Annotated in this window: 16 protein-coding genes; all 16 read right to left on the bottom strand. The window is 60.1% G+C overall.

Features of this window, described 5'->3' with window-relative positions; genetic code table 11:
* Positions 1–2: 2 nt before the first annotated feature.
* On the bottom strand, positions 3–1253 hold the full coding sequence (locus M2395_RS03505) for a DNA circularization protein (protein ID WP_123430633.1): 1251 nt from the start codon (positions 1251–1253) through the stop codon (positions 3–5).
* A 4-nt stretch (positions 1254–1257) separates the two neighbouring features.
* A complete protein-coding gene (locus M2395_RS03500; RefSeq protein WP_123430632.1) occupies positions 1258–3309 on the bottom strand; it encodes a phage tail tape measure protein in 2052 nt (683 codons plus the stop codon).
* A gap of 130 nt (positions 3310–3439) precedes the next feature.
* Entirely contained in the window at positions 3440–3736 is a 297-nt protein-coding gene (locus M2395_RS03495; protein WP_123430631.1) for a phage tail assembly protein, read from the bottom strand.
* The gene (locus M2395_RS03490) at positions 3733–4080 is read right to left on the bottom strand and encodes a phage tail tube protein (protein ID WP_123430630.1); all 348 of its coding nucleotides are present in this window, start codon (positions 4078–4080) and stop codon (positions 3733–3735) included. Before M2395_RS03490 ends, M2395_RS03495 begins: the two co-directional genes overlap by 4 nt.
* Before the next feature lie 57 nt (positions 4081–4137).
* The gene (locus tag M2395_RS03485) at positions 4138–5634 is read right to left on the bottom strand and encodes a phage tail sheath subtilisin-like domain-containing protein (protein WP_123430629.1); all 1497 of its coding nucleotides are present in this window, start codon (positions 5632–5634) and stop codon (positions 4138–4140) included.
* On the bottom strand, positions 5634–5834 hold the full coding sequence (locus tag M2395_RS03480) for a DUF2635 domain-containing protein (protein ID WP_123430628.1): 201 nt from the start codon (positions 5832–5834) through the stop codon (positions 5634–5636). Before M2395_RS03480 ends, M2395_RS03485 begins: the two co-directional genes overlap by 1 nt.
* A complete protein-coding gene (locus M2395_RS03475; RefSeq protein WP_123430627.1) occupies positions 5831–6421 on the bottom strand; it encodes a hypothetical protein in 591 nt (196 codons plus the stop codon). The genes M2395_RS03480 and M2395_RS03475 overlap by 4 nt, the downstream gene beginning before the upstream one ends.
* A gap of 59 nt (positions 6422–6480) precedes the next feature.
* Positions 6481–7020, bottom strand: a complete 540-nt coding sequence (locus tag M2395_RS03470) for a hypothetical protein (protein ID WP_148057350.1) — start codon at positions 7018–7020, stop codon at positions 6481–6483.
* 75 nt (positions 7021–7095) lie between these two features.
* Positions 7096–7653, bottom strand: a complete 558-nt coding sequence (locus M2395_RS03465; RefSeq protein WP_123430626.1) for a hypothetical protein — start codon at positions 7651–7653, stop codon at positions 7096–7098.
* A 66-nt stretch (positions 7654–7719) separates the two neighbouring features.
* Positions 7720–8241 carry a hypothetical protein gene (locus M2395_RS03460; protein WP_123430625.1) on the bottom strand — a complete coding sequence of 174 codons (522 nt, stop codon included), beginning with the start codon at positions 8239–8241 and terminating at the stop codon, positions 7720–7722.
* Positions 8234–8596 carry a head-tail adaptor protein gene (locus M2395_RS03455; RefSeq protein ID WP_093403686.1) on the bottom strand — a complete coding sequence of 121 codons (363 nt, stop codon included), beginning with the start codon at positions 8594–8596 and terminating at the stop codon, positions 8234–8236. The genes M2395_RS03460 and M2395_RS03455 overlap by 8 nt, the downstream gene beginning before the upstream one ends.
* A 1-nt stretch (position 8597) precedes the next feature.
* On the bottom strand, positions 8598–9185 hold the full coding sequence (locus M2395_RS03450; RefSeq protein ID WP_093403688.1) for a hypothetical protein: 588 nt from the start codon (positions 9183–9185) through the stop codon (positions 8598–8600).
* 2 nt (positions 9186–9187) lie between these two features.
* Positions 9188–9535 carry a hypothetical protein gene (locus M2395_RS03445; protein WP_093403690.1) on the bottom strand — a complete coding sequence of 116 codons (348 nt, stop codon included), beginning with the start codon at positions 9533–9535 and terminating at the stop codon, positions 9188–9190.
* 54 nt (positions 9536–9589) lie between these two features.
* Entirely contained in the window at positions 9590–10909 is a 1320-nt protein-coding gene (locus M2395_RS03440; protein ID WP_093403692.1) for a phage major capsid protein, read from the bottom strand.
* Between the two features lie 81 nt (positions 10910–10990).
* Positions 10991–11974 carry a S49 family peptidase gene (locus tag M2395_RS03435; protein ID WP_123430624.1) on the bottom strand — a complete coding sequence of 328 codons (984 nt, stop codon included), beginning with the start codon at positions 11972–11974 and terminating at the stop codon, positions 10991–10993.
* Positions 11971–13242, bottom strand: coding sequence for a phage portal protein (locus M2395_RS03430; RefSeq protein ID WP_123430623.1), 1272 nt, complete (start codon positions 13240–13242; stop codon positions 11971–11973). Before M2395_RS03430 ends, M2395_RS03435 begins: the two co-directional genes overlap by 4 nt.
* Positions 13243–13244: the final 2 nt, after the last annotated feature.

The raw sequence follows: 13244 nt of genomic DNA, 5'->3' as shown, positions 1-13244 counted from the left end.
GGTTACTCCCGAGCGATCTTGAGCGGGACCGGCGGCACAAAGCCGGGGTGTTGAATGCGGTTGCGCTGCACCACCTCCCCCGCCCGCGTGGCGTCGCCGAAGCGCCGATAAGCCAGCACCAGGGCCGGCAGCGCTTCGGCGGGGGTGATCTCCACCAGGCGCACGCCAGAGTGGGCTACGGCGGTCAGGTGCTTCACCAGCGTCTGGCGTAGGTTGGTCAGGGCCTGATAGTGCTGCGGGTCCGCCTTGAGGGAGGCTTCATAGATCGCCTCGCTCAGGCTGTCCCGCAGCTCAATGACATCATCCGCCACGGGCACCTCGGGCCGTTCAACTGGCTGCACAGCCTGCTGATCAACCGATGGGGTGGAGTCGTTCGATACCGGCTGACTCGCCACCGGCATCTCGCTGACGATCAGCGCCACCTGTACCAGCAGCGCATCCTGCACCAGGTCAGCCGTAGCCTGTGCGGCAGCGTTCGTGTCAGCCCCTGCGGCCTGGCTCACCGTGTTGATACCCGTCACCGCCTCGCTGTGCTGCGTCGCGGAAGCAATGGAACCGCGATAACTGGATCCAGGGCTTGAGAAGTCCAGGCCGGTGAAGTCGCTGAAGTAGCTGGAGAACAGCGCCCCCAGCGCACCGGGCGAGTTGATCAGCGACTGCACAAAGCCACTGAGGTTCGTGAACAGACCCACCAGCGGCGCGAACTGCTGCTGAATCACGCTGTAGACGCTCGACAAGCTATTGCGCAAACCGATGATGCCCAGGCGGGCCTGGTCAACCTTCGCCATCGCCGCTTTGTACCGGGCCAGCGCGGAATCCAGCAGACCTTCCGACGACTTGACCACCTGCTGCTGGGTGTTGACCCGGGCCACCGGGAATTGCAGCGGCTTATCCGGATAAAACACCACGTCGAAGGCGACCAGGCCGCCCTCGCGCCGGCTGTGGTTCATCTCACATTCGCCGGCCTTGACCTGCATTCGCCCGAGCCAGGGGTGCACCAGCTCGCCAGCGCCCCGGGTCTGGACTGCCTCAAGAAACTTGTCACGCCGCTCGAAACAGTCGTCACCGATGATCCACACCGTCAGGGCGTGAACCTGCGACTGCCGGCCCAACTGCTCAAAGTACGGATCATCCCGCTGGGGGAATTCATGCAGCTGGCCTTTCATGCCCACCGGCACCGCGGCCCGGTCAACCAGAAAGCTGATGCCCCTGAATGACGCCGGCAGCAGTTCGTCGCGCCATGTCCTTTCCATTCTGCTACCTCTCTGCGCCGACAGTACGCCGCCCAACGTTCGGCTTGATGTTCAGGCCGCGCTGGTTGCTCTTCGACTCTTCGACAGTGGATCCGGGCGGCGCGCCGTTGAGGTTGATATCGATCTGGCCCTTCAGGCTTTGGGCGTTGGCTGCGGCAGTCTGCTGCAGCAGGCTACCCGGCGGCGGAACCTGGCCCGGCGCCCGCAACAGATCGCCGGCACTGGCCCCGCCCTGGGTCTTGTTCAAGAACGATTGCCGCTCTTGCATGACCTTCGCAGCGTCCGAGCGTAGGAAGTCACCGGTACCGCCGCCCTCCCCGGCATTGCGCTTGCGCTGTTCCTCAGCGAAGGCGTTGGCCTTATCGGTCGCGGTCTTGATGATTCCGTCGCCACCCTCCCCGGCGCCCATGAAGTTCAGGATCGGCTCAATGATGGGTTTGATTTTTTCCCACAACCCCTTGAACCAAGCGGTGATCGGCTCCCAGTTCTTGATGATGATCCCCAACGGGGACCAGTCGAACATGTGCTTTATGAGATCCCAGGCCGGGCCCGAGATCGCAACCAACACACCCCAGATGGCCTTGAAGAACTCGGTCAGCGGCCCCCAGTTTTCGATCACCAAGCCAAGCGGAGTGAAGGCGAAGGCTTGTTTAAACCAGCCCCACAACACCATGGCCGGGCCTTTGATCTTTTCCCACAGCGCCTGGAAATACGGCCCGACGGTGGACCAATTGGCGATCAACAACCCCGCTGCCAACGCAATCCCCCTCACGATCAGTCCCACGGGAGACATGGACGTAACGGCACCAAAGACCTTCATAGCGACCGTACTGGCCAACACCGCCAAGCGAAGGACACCAAAGGCAATACCCGCCCCGAGAACGCCCTTGATCACCTCGGGATGTTCCGCCGCCAGGGCGGACACCTGGGAAATCAGCGGGCCTATCACTTTCAAAGTATCGTTGAGCGGCGGCACCAACGCGCCACCGATCTCAATACCCAACCGGGTAGCGCGGTTCTGCAACTGAATGAGCGCGTTTTCAGTAGTCGCCGCCCTTGTCTTGAACTCCTGCTCCATCGATTTCGCATAGATCTTCGAATCCCCGACGGCAGCAAAGTTGACCTTGAGAATGTCGAGACTGGTGAGCAACTGAGAGATCGGCCGAATCGACTCTTTACCGAACAGTTGAGTAAGTAGGCCCGCCTGCTTTGAAGGATCGACCTTGGCAATGCGGTCCAGAACGTCTTCGATAGTGCCCTGTGCATCTTTCTGCATACCTTTGGCAAGTGCCTTGGTATCAAGCCGCAACGCCTTAAACGCTTGCTGCTGTTGCTTTGTCGCAGCCGCTCCGGCCGTCAAAGTCAACATGAAGTTCTGCAAGCCTGTACCAGCAACGTCCTGAGATACACCTACCTTGTCGAGCGTCGCCGCCATAGCCGCAACTTGCCCAGCGGCTAAACCGGCAACACCACCCAACGCACCGACAGAGGTAACAATATTGGCGACCGTACTTGCCTTGGCACCAGTATTGCCCAGGTAGTTAACCTGATCCGCCAGAGCAACAACCTCGGTCTGGTTCATCTTGAAGGCGGCTCGCCACTTAGCCATCATCTCGCCCGATTGCTCAGCGGTTTGATCAAACGCGATCCCCATCTTCACGGCATCGGCCGCGAACGCCATCAGTTCCGCACGCGGGATCTTCGACTGACCACCTGCAGCAACAATGGCAGCGATACCATCAGCAGCCATTGGCAACTGTTCAGACAGGTCAAGCACATCCTTAGTCATCTGCTTGAACTGCTCAGGTGTATCGAAGTCAACAACCTTGTTGACGTCGGCCATAGCTGACTCAAGCTTGATCGCAGCCCTGGCGCCTGCGATAAAAGGGGCAGCGAAAGCGCCACCCTGCAACAAGTCCTGAAAGTCAATCTTGCCCAGGCCGGAGCTTTCCATCTGTTTGCGAAAGCCCGCGACATTCTTGCGGATCCCGGTGAGCGTTGGCGACAGCTTGTCAACGCCCGTGATCAACGCCTTGAGCTGGAACTTGTCCGCCATCACTGCACCTGCTGGGTTTGGTTTATCCGCTGGGCGTGGCTCAGCGATTCAAGAATGAGATCCAGGGGCCTGGCCATCATCTGTTCGGGGTCGATCTTCCAGAACCAGGCCAGGTCGTAGGCCAGCGCGATCAGGTCGTCGATGGCGTGGACGCCGCAGTCATGAAAAAACTGGCCACCGCCCAGCTCAAAGCGTTCAGATCAACCAGATCCAACTGGTTGACCGACGAAGGTGGAATACCTGCGCACACCGCGATGTATTTGGCGGCGATATCCATGTCGAGGCCGACCTCTTCGCTTTTGTCGATCTTGTAGGGCAGCGCCTTGATGGCCCGCACCTCCTGCACCGTCGGGCGGCGCAGGGTCAGCTCGGCCAGCGTTTCACCGTGCGCCTCAATCGGCGCCTGCAGCTTGATTGCTTGACTCATTGCCAGGTCCCCTTGATGCCGTTGAATTCAAATTCGGCGGTACCGTCATCGCCCTTGTAGGAGGGCTCACCGACCAGATAGGCCCCCGCCAGCACGTACACCTTGCCGTTCTTGAACTCGCTGGTGACTGTCATGTCACGTCCGTTGGCGATCTTCTTGAAGTCCAAGTCCGGCGCCAGAACGGCAGTCACCTTCAGGTAGGCCGGCAAGTCTTCTTCCTTATAGAACCCCGGCACGACCGTCTCACGCTTCACCGCCATCAACGGGGCTTCCGCCCCACCGGTGACAGTTAGCTGTGCACCATCGACTTTGACGTAGACGGTACCCGCTACTAATTGACCCATGGTCTTCTCCCGAATGAAAAAGCCCGCTCATGGCGGGCTGTAGGTGCAATGGCTGCGTTACGCCGCAGCGTCGTACTGCAGGCGGAACTGATTGAGCAGCGCGAAGATACGCAGACCGTTGATGTAGTCCGGCGGGAACAGGACGTTCACGCGGCTCGGGTCACGCGAATCACGCTCGACCACCAGGTGTTCGGCAAACAGCTCGGCGTTTTCCACGTGCCCTTCCAGCTCCAGCTTGGCGTACTGGGCAATCAGCTCACCGCGAATAGTGCTCGGCGTGACAATCGGCTGGCCGGCGCCAAACTGGGTGCCGTCGTTCGCCAGCTTGTGGCGCCCATATTTACTGGTGATCACGCTTTGCATCCGGCGGATGATGAACGCCGACTGATGCATGGTTTCACTGTCCAGGTAGGAGTTATCCGCCTGGCCGTAGGCGTTCTTCTGGTAGGTGGTGATTGAGCGCTGAATGCGCACATAGCCCCCCTCGTAGTACGCCGTAGCGATCCCGTAGCTCAGCAGCGACTGACGCTCAGTGAGGGTGAAACGCTCACTGGCCGGGGCCGGATCCAAACCCGGCAGCGACCCGCTTTGCGTGGGGCGGCTGGCATCGGCGGAAATGAAGACTGACGTCCGTGCCGCCAGGGCCGCGGCCTGGACCCACACCGGCTGCGGCACACCGTTTTCCAGGGCCTGGATGGTGATGTGCTGATCGTTGCGCGCCTGACCGGCGGCCACCAGGGTACCGACGGTGCCCCGCTTCGCGCTGTACACATGACCGAACAACTGCTTGGCCCAGCTCCAGCGCCCCACGTTGTCATCCATGACCGCCTGCCACTGATTCAGCGTGGTGGTATCGGACCAAGGCACGCAGATAAATTCGAAGGGCTCATCACCCAACGCGGCAATGGCGTCTACCTGATCCGGAACGCCCGCGCCACCCAGCATCTGGGTCAGCTCAACGGTCAACCCCGCCGGGGTAAATTCGCCATTGGTCTTGCCCAGGCGGTTCAGGACGATGCTGATGTCGTTGCCGCTCTCACCCGACCATTTACAAGTGAGCGTCACAACGCCGCCAGCAGCGCTGGCAGTCACTGGTAGATCGGCGGCTGCGTTGATTTTTACCGCGAGTGCCGAGGCAGCCACCGCGGCAGTTGCTGCCGCTGTGACGGTGGACTGAACACGAACACCGCCTACATACAGGCTCAACAGACCGGCCTCGGTGGCAGTGCCGGACAGAGTGACCTTGGCCGCTGCCTTGACCCCCTCAGTGCTCAGCAGCGGCAAACACCAGATCTCGCCAATGGGATCTGCCTTGCGCCAGGTGTCGTACATCGCGGCGAGCATCGACCCTTGGCCGCCGATGCTTTTCGCCAATGCCACGCTGGGCACCAGCACCAGCTTGCCGGCACCTTCGCTGGGGGCGTTGTCGTTCACCTGGGCGACGATCAAGCGGCGCATGGCCGAGGCGGCAGTGTTTGCTGTGGAGTTGTCCATTTCCGCATAGAACAGCGGAACGCGGATATCCGCGGGGATGTTGCTGAATCCGATAGCCATTACTTCGGCCCCTCTTGAGTCGCCGCGGCGACAGCCTTGGCGGGTTTGGTTGGCTTGAGCGTCACGTCGTCATCCAACAGGCGACGGCGCCACCAAGCGTTATCCGGAACTTCCCGCCCCTCAGCCGGCAACAGATCGCCGGCTTCTGGGTCAGGCACTGCACGGCCCGGGGCCGGTACCACTGTGATGCGCTGGGTCATGGTGTTGCGTCTCCTGAAAATTTGACTTCAATGCGCCCATCCGGGCCGGGCTGGCGCAGGTTGGGATCCGCCGGATCGATGCAGTCCATATTGAAATTCGCCCCCTCAAACGGCACCAGGCCATCCGCCGCCAGCTCGGCCCAGGTTTCGGCAGGCTCATGGGATAGATTGCGGCCAAGCTGGAAGGCCGCGACGAAGGTCATCTGATACACGACCCGAGCGCGGCTGATGTGGAGCAAGGCGCCCTTGCCATACTCCAGGGGCGTGTACTCGGGCGCCGGCTTCCAGCCAATCAGCGAACGCCACAACTCGGCCCTGATGTCGTGCAACAGGTCGTTGGCTTCCTGCCCTCGTTCGTCCGTGGCCTCAAGAACGACAACAACAGCGAACTGGTCCGTGATTCGCTGAAGCACTGTGTTCTGTGCCTGGTTATCGTCTGCCGCATCGGCGGATGCGATCACGTAGGCGGCAGGCAAATCCAACTTCGCGCTTTCTGCCACGGCATCCCAATCAATACCGCCCGTGACCCTTTGGGCAAAGGTCGGACAGGTCGCCCGCAACTGGGCAACAACAGGGTTTAATTTCATTAGGGGTAAACTCCGCGCATAAAAAAGCCCCGCTTGTGCGAGGCTCTTTTAAAAAACTGTTATCGCCGTCCTGAAGAATCTGAAACCTCTCCTAAAGCATTCTCAGGATTGCTTACAGATTGAACGTCAACAGTCTGCGATGTTTTTTGAGTCTGTAAGAATTCCTTATCTTCAGGTTGCTGGTCACTCTCTTGGGGCTGTTTGGAATTAGCTCGGTATGAAACCAGTGCCATAAAAATCTTCATTGACTCCAGTCCTGCCATCCCTCCTGCCAACTCAACAGGCTGCGCATTACCATCTGGCGACTCCCGTTGTCGCTGTAAGCGCTCCTGAGCCTCCAACTGCCGAACGCCTTCGCGGTAAGCCTTATAATCAAGCGCATAAGGTGCCGCCATCATACAAACCAGCGTAGCTGCCACACCCGCAACTCCGCCCGCCAACAGATTTGCCCAAAAGATAGGAATGCGGCCACGGAAACGAATGACCAGCATTGTGACCAGAGCCCCAACCCAGACAAATAGAATAAATGGGATAGAAGCTATTACAAGTGACTCCCCCCACGCTTCCCAATTGAGCAAGACCCACAACGTCTGTAACACCGATATCTCTCCAGAATCTAGAAGCCAAAGAAACCCAGAGTCCGCTGGATTTCCTTTTCAACCGAGCAGCAAACTTCAGTAGACGTTCATCTCAAAGGGCACGTACTGGGTTTTGATCTTGTTGAAATAGAAGGCCATCTCAAATGGCTTTTGCTTCGACAAGGTCCACGCACGAGAAGAGCTTTTCAGCGCAGCTTCTGACGACTCAAGGTCAGGCTGCAAAGTCCGCATGACCGCGTAGGTCGAGCACATCATAAGACGAAGTTCGGGATCGTCCTTTGCTCCCTTGCTACCCAGGAACTTGGCATTACCTACCTTTCCAGCACTGTTGATTTCAACAAACATCTCCAGCTGGGCCCCCTTCAAGCTCAAGGTTTGGTAAATCACCTCACCATTCTTCATAGCTTGGGCCTTACCAAACGCAACGCCTGAACATTGCGGAACCTCCTTGAATCTCTTCCTCATGCCAGACTCAAGTTCCTTCGAAGTCAGTGGCAAGCCGCCGACAGGCTTAGCCTCATCCTTTTTTGAATCCCAGTCCTCCGGGATCAGATACTCAACCTCATCCTTGGCCGCGAATGCAGGCAACACTTGCATAGCCAGAAGAGCGCACACTACTAAACGACCGATCATTCCTTTTGACCTCCTTCCAATGGACCGCGGATCGTAGCGCATCTTCGGAGCAGGCATCACCCGCTTTCAGCGCAAGGCGCTAGCGAACGCCGCACTGAGAATCCCCCTCACATCAGAACTCGAGTCCTGCAGCGCATCAGCCATGTAGTTGTCACGCGGCTTGATACGCCACTCCCCCGCCGCACGTTCAGCTATAGCGGCCGCACGTGTACCAGCGGCTCGCCGGTTGGACTTTCCTTTGCCCTTCCCTGGCGCCAGCTTGCCCAGGCGCCTGCCGCGCTTCACCCCGTAGTGCAGGTAGGCTGGGTAAAACTCAGCCATGGCCGCAGTTTTCCGGGGTGCGATCTTCACCAGAAAGCCCGAGCGAGACACCTTGAAAGCAATCGACTCCAAGGTCGCCCCGGTACGATTGACCGGGTAGCCTTCCTGGCCCTTTCCTAGGGCGAGGTTCATCTGCGCTCGTTGGGTGACCAAGCGGCCAGCCTTGCGCATCCCGGCGCGGATCGCCTTCTTGTCGAAGGCATCACGCAGGAAGTTGTCGAAGCCTTCGAAGTGCAGGTAGCCCTCGACCGAGGCAGAGTTAGACATAGATGTTGCCTCCTGCCTGAGCCTCGCCCAGCTCCTCCACCTGCAGCAGCGTAAAGCGATGGCTGCCGTTCATATCGGCACTGCGCTTGACCCGGTAGAGGGTGCTGCCGTGTACTACCTCATGGTCACTGGTGACCCCCTTCAGGAACCGCAGGGTTATCCAGTGGGTGAATTTATTGTCGGTCTGGATGCCATCGACATACACACCCGTTCCTGCCGGAACGATCATCGCCCAGCGCCATTTGCTTTCGGAGAAAACAGAGTCGAGTCCAATATTGTCGGCGGGCAAATCCGACCGGCGACGGACGCGCACCCGCCGATTCAGCTCTCCCGCACCAGGTTCGCGTAAGGCCATATCAGATCCTCGGCGGAACGGTGATACCCGCCAGCAAGGTCAACAGGTAACGGTCTGGCAACTCGTTGAGGGTTTGCCCAAGTACCAGCAACTCGCGATGCCGGTAAGCCCAGGCGGCGGCCAGGAGTAGATAGTGCCGAACAGAGGGGTGGTCCTCTATCTCGATGCCCGCCTGATAGGTGACCATCAATCCCTGAGGGCAGCTACCCACCACATCCCGCCACGGCAGGCCCTGCTGGGTGTAAACAAACGACTCCTTACCGCCGTTGACCAGGTAGGCCGCAGCAGGATCAAGCAACGCCGCCCCCGCCGTGGCACCAAGGGCAATGCTCTGCAACTCGAAAGCCTGGCCCTTGGTGGCAGCAAAAGCACTGCCTGCGGGGACTTTCGGCAGATGTTCACGATACTGCCCCTTGCGGATCGCTGCACCGGTTGCCTCCTCTGCCAGTCCACGGGCCGCAGGGATAACAATCCGTTCGATCAGATCACGCTCGGCGGTGTCATCGTCGTCGGGATCCAGCCGGCACTGAGCGACCACATCGTCATACGTCAGCGGCTCCGGCCCGGTGTAGCTGATCAGCAGGGCCATGACTAGGGCTTCTCATCGTCGGCAGACTCATCCTTCTCAGGATCAGCATCGCCAGCGTTGTCAGCCCCGCCTGCCCCCTCATTACCAGACTCTGTACCGGGGGCTGCTGAGTCAGGAGCGCCTTCAAGCTTGTCCTTGGTCTGAGGCTTGGACTTCGCCGGGGCTTTGGCCCGAGTAGAAGACTTGCCACTGGCTGCGGGCGACCGACCCTCCGCGCCGGTATATTCCTCTGCAAAACCGCCCTGAATCAGCCCCTCGGCAGTCTCTTCATTGAAGCCGGCAATTTCGCCTGGGGCGTAGCCGCGCCAAGCTTTGATGAACAACACGATGATTAATGCTGCAACGGACATGAGCTGAACCTCGAATCGGGAAAAGGGTTGGCCCGGCACGCCGGGCCGAGAGGGTTAAAGGGTGCTGCCCCATTTGACCTTGGTCATGACCGCCACCGACTCGATATGGCGCGGGCCGAAGTCGTGCTTGGCAATCACACGCACCAGGGTCTGATCCCGCTGGAAGGCGCTCACCAAGTTGCCGCCGGCATCCTTGTAGGTAGCCTCCTTGCTGAAGTCGATGACCATCGCGTCATCCTCACCAATGAAGCAGTCGGCGAAATCAGCAAAATGGATTTCCGACTCATCACCACCAGCCCCCAGATTGATCGGCACTTGCGTGGTAGTCGCCACCGGGAAGCCCTTGAGCTTGCCTTCTTCCAGCTCCGGATAGGCTTTGGCGCCCTTGCCGTCGTCACCTACACGCAGCGCCGACAGCCAGCGCTTGGTACGAGGCGCCATCACAAACCCCGGCGCCAGCATGTTGGAGTTGGCGTTTTCCAGACGCAGGATCAGGGCAGAAAGCGCCAGCTCGACCGCAGCGACGGTCTGATCAGTGGGTGCATCAAACACGTTGAAAGCAGGCGCCCAGAACCGCAGCCCTTTGGGCAGGTTGCCGGTGCCAGCACCTCGCAGGAAAGAGAGATCCTCGGCCAGGCCCACGGCGCTGGTCAGGTCGTTCACCACCAGACGATCCACATTCGGGTTTACGCCCGAGTAGCTCAACAGGTCGTTGCTGATGGGCACCAACGCGGCCAGCTTTTTCGCCGACAGCTTGAGGTCATCGAACTGCATGCCGGTGGCGGGCATGTCCTCTTCACTGCCGATATAGCCGACGATTGCCCCGCCCTTGATGCGCGGAATAGTCAGGCTGCCGTTCTGCAGCGGTAGCGAAACCGCGCCCATGCTGCGCACCACCGACTTCGGTCGCAGCAGTTCGATCACCTCGCTGGAGAAGCCCTGCGGCACCAGTACACCGCCAGCCCCCGGAGTCACAGTGCTGAGGGCCATAGCAATTTCGGGGTTCATTCCGGAGTCGTGAGCCATCTTGGCCGCGGCGTGCTGATCGCCCCGAGTGGCGGCCAGTACCCGCACCATTTGCGCCATGTTGGCCCCAGGGACAGGCTTGGCTGCATAGGGGCCAGCGACACGGGGCGGGCCGTTGATGCCTTGAGCCCCCTCCTCGACCGGAGTCGCACTGGCCGCGGCGGCACGTTCGGCCGACTCGGCGCGAGCGATCTTGTCGCCCAGGGCATTGAATTCGGCCCCGAGCTGAGTGAACTGAGCAAGCTGCTCGACAGACAGCGAACCACCATCGGCTTCGATCTTGGCCAGCGCCTGAATCTCGCCGTTGAGCCGGGCGCGTTCGCTACGCAGTTGTGTGACTAAGGACATGCTGTTGCCTCCTGGGCAATAAAAAACCGCCGATTGGCGGTTGGGTATCACTGCCGCGAACGCGGTCAGAGTGAGTGAGACTCAAGCCTGGGCTTGGATTGCAAAAGCCGCGGCCTGTACGGCGATGCGTTGCCGCGCTTGGGCGACGGGCGAGCGCTGGGCACGGCTGAGCGCAACCGCACGGGCGATGCCATCCACCGCCATCTGCGGCGACTCCAGCCGGTCCGCAAGCCCGACCTCGACAGCGGCCTGCCCCCAATAGCAGGCGGCCTCAGTGGCAATAACCTGGGCCACGTCGAGGTTGCGGTACTGAGCAACCGCCCCCGTAAACAGTTGATAGTTTTCCTGCACGACGGCATTGAGAAACGCCAACGACTGCTCGCTCAGCGGCTCGTTGGGGTTCAGGTCGTTCTTGTGGGCGCCGGCATAAACCGTGGTCACTTTCACCCCAGCCCCTTCAAGCATTCGGGAGCGGTCCATGTGGCTGGCAATCACGCCAATCGAACCCACCCCCGAGGTCTGGCTCACCACCACCTCGGTGCAAGCCGCCGCAATGAAATAGGCCGCCGAGTACGCCGAGAAGTTGACCAGGCCCGTGATGGGTTTGATCAAGCTGGCAGCGCGGATATCAGCGGCCAACTCGAAACAGCCCACCGCACTGCCGCCAGGGCTGTCGATGTCCAGCACGATGCGCTCGACCATAGGGTCGGCAACTGCCTGCTTGATTGAGGCGCTCAGCCCGTCGTAGCTGGTCATGGTTTCGCACACGTTCAGGTGATTGGCGCGACTGACCAGAAAGCCGTGAACCGGAATCACCTCCACGCCGGTCTGAGCAACAGCGGAGCGCCGCTGCTCTTCAAGCCGCTCGGCAGGACTCGGCCCGTCGTCATCGTCGTAGAACCCTAGCTTCGGCCCCGGATCTGCTCCAGCTCCGGACAGGTTGAGGTTGACGATATTCAGGCTCATGGTTTGGTTGGCCCAGCGGACAGCCAGATCAAGCATGTCCGGGGTAATCAACAGCGGCTGATTGAACAGCAGACTGGCGGCGCGCAGATGTTGTTTCATGCGGCAAGCATCCTCACTATGTCGTCGCGCTGCTGTTCAAGCTGGGCACGGACGTCGGGGTTGTGCAGATTCGGCAGCCCGTGGGCCACGTCGGTCATGTTGAGCGGTTGCAGGTAGCTGTCACCGTTGGCCACTGGCGGCATGTTTTCCAGGCGGCGGATGTCGTTGATCGACAACCAGCCCCACTGGCGCCCCACAGCATAGGAGTCGTAACGACTCTTCTGGTCACCGCGCAGCAGGCCAGACAGGTTGTGTTCAATGAAGTATTCACGGCGCTCGGCCGGCAGCAGGAAGTCGCGCATCATTGCTTCCTCATGCCGCTTGACCCAGGGCAGCAAGGCGAAGATCACGTACTGGATCAGCAACTGCTCCAGGCTGTTGTAGCTGGCCTTTTCCAGGTCGTTGATCATGTGCGGGGGGATCTTGTAGATCCGCGCCAAGTCGGTGCCCGTCACCTTGAGGATGCCCAGCAGCTCGGCATCGACGTTGTTCATGGACACCGGTTTGAAGGTCATCCCCTCCTGAAGCATCGCGACCTTTTTGGCGTTGTCGATGCCAGAGAACTTGCTCCCCCATTGATCAAGAATGTGATCAATCGCGGCCTGACTCTTGATCGCCACGGCCTCCTTTGGCCGCTCGATCACACCGCTGACAGCCGTGCCGTTCTGGAAGGATTTGCCGGCGTACTGCCGTACTGCCTGGGCCAGCCCCACAGCATCAGCATGCAGCTCAATCGGCGACATGCCCGTGTAGTGGTTCTTGGTGTGCCAGCGAACATGGTGAATCAGCCGCATGGGCACCGGATCCTGCGCTCCGATCCGGTAATACGGCATCAAGTCAGCCCCTTTCAGCACGCTGACCTTATCGTTGTGCAGGGGGTAGAGCCCCTTCACCGATCCGTCGTCGTGCCGGTCGATGAAGCTATAGGCATTGCCCCGCAAACCCACCGCAAGCTGGCTGCACTCCCGGTATTCATAAGGCGTTTGCCAGGGGTTGGGCTGGTAGCGCAGCACGTCATACAGCGGATGATTCAAGGCGGCTTCACGCTTGCCCTCCCCCATGCGCCGGTACATCTCCAGCGGCAGCTGCGCCACACTCTCGGCCAACAGCGTGACGCAGTTCTGCAGGACGGTAATCGCCAGCGCGCTCTCCGCGGTGACCTTCACCCCCGCCGAAGACCGGACAGAGCCAATGAGGCTGCTCCACAATCCGGCACCGTCATTGACAGTAAGCCCGTCACGGGGCCCCAGTAGATTGCTGAAGAACATGA

The sequence above is a fragment of the Pseudomonas sp. BIGb0176 genome (genome assembly GCF_024810175.1).
Classification (GTDB): domain Bacteria; phylum Pseudomonadota; class Gammaproteobacteria; order Pseudomonadales; family Pseudomonadaceae; genus Aquipseudomonas; species Aquipseudomonas protegens.
This window is presented reverse-complemented; position numbering and strand designations above follow the sequence as displayed.

Coding starts and splice junctions, on each gene's coding strand:
- M2395_RS03435 (WP_123430624.1), bottom strand. CDS start 11,974: ATGAAACAACATCTGCGCGCCGCCAGTCTGCTGTTCAATCAGCCGCTG.
- M2395_RS03500 (WP_123430632.1), bottom strand. CDS start 3,309: ATGGCGGACAAGTTCCAGCTCAAGGCGTTGATCACGGGCGTTGACAAG.
- M2395_RS03465 (WP_123430626.1), bottom strand. CDS start 7,653: ATGATCGGTCGTTTAGTAGTGTGCGCTCTTCTGGCTATGCAAGTGTTG.
- M2395_RS03450 (WP_093403688.1), bottom strand. CDS start 9,185: ATGGCCCTGCTGATCAGCTACACCGGGCCGGAGCCGCTGACGTATGAC.
- M2395_RS03475 (WP_123430627.1), bottom strand. CDS start 6,421: ATGAAATTAAACCCTGTTGTTGCCCAGTTGCGGGCGACCTGTCCGACC.
- M2395_RS03430 (WP_123430623.1), bottom strand. CDS start 13,242: ATGTTCTTCAGCAATCTACTGGGGCCCCGTGACGGGCTTACTGTCAAT.
- M2395_RS03495 (WP_123430631.1), bottom strand. CDS start 3,736: ATGAGTCAAGCAATCAAGCTGCAGGCGCCGATTGAGGCGCACGGTGAA.
- M2395_RS03455 (WP_093403686.1), bottom strand. CDS start 8,596: ATGGCCTTACGCGAACCTGGTGCGGGAGAGCTGAATCGGCGGGTGCGC.
- M2395_RS03490 (WP_123430630.1), bottom strand. CDS start 4,080: ATGGGTCAATTAGTAGCGGGTACCGTCTACGTCAAAGTCGATGGTGCA.
- M2395_RS03445 (WP_093403690.1), bottom strand. CDS start 9,535: ATGTCCGTTGCAGCATTAATCATCGTGTTGTTCATCAAAGCTTGGCGC.
- M2395_RS03460 (WP_123430625.1), bottom strand. CDS start 8,241: ATGTCTAACTCTGCCTCGGTCGAGGGCTACCTGCACTTCGAAGGCTTC.
- M2395_RS03505 (WP_123430633.1), bottom strand. CDS start 1,253: ATGGAAAGGACATGGCGCGACGAACTGCTGCCGGCGTCATTCAGGGGC.
- M2395_RS03485 (WP_123430629.1), bottom strand. CDS start 5,634: ATGGCTATCGGATTCAGCAACATCCCCGCGGATATCCGCGTTCCGCTG.
- M2395_RS03440 (WP_093403692.1), bottom strand. CDS start 10,909: ATGTCCTTAGTCACACAACTGCGTAGCGAACGCGCCCGGCTCAACGGC.
- M2395_RS03480 (WP_123430628.1), bottom strand. CDS start 5,834: ATGACCCAGCGCATCACAGTGGTACCGGCCCCGGGCCGTGCAGTGCCT.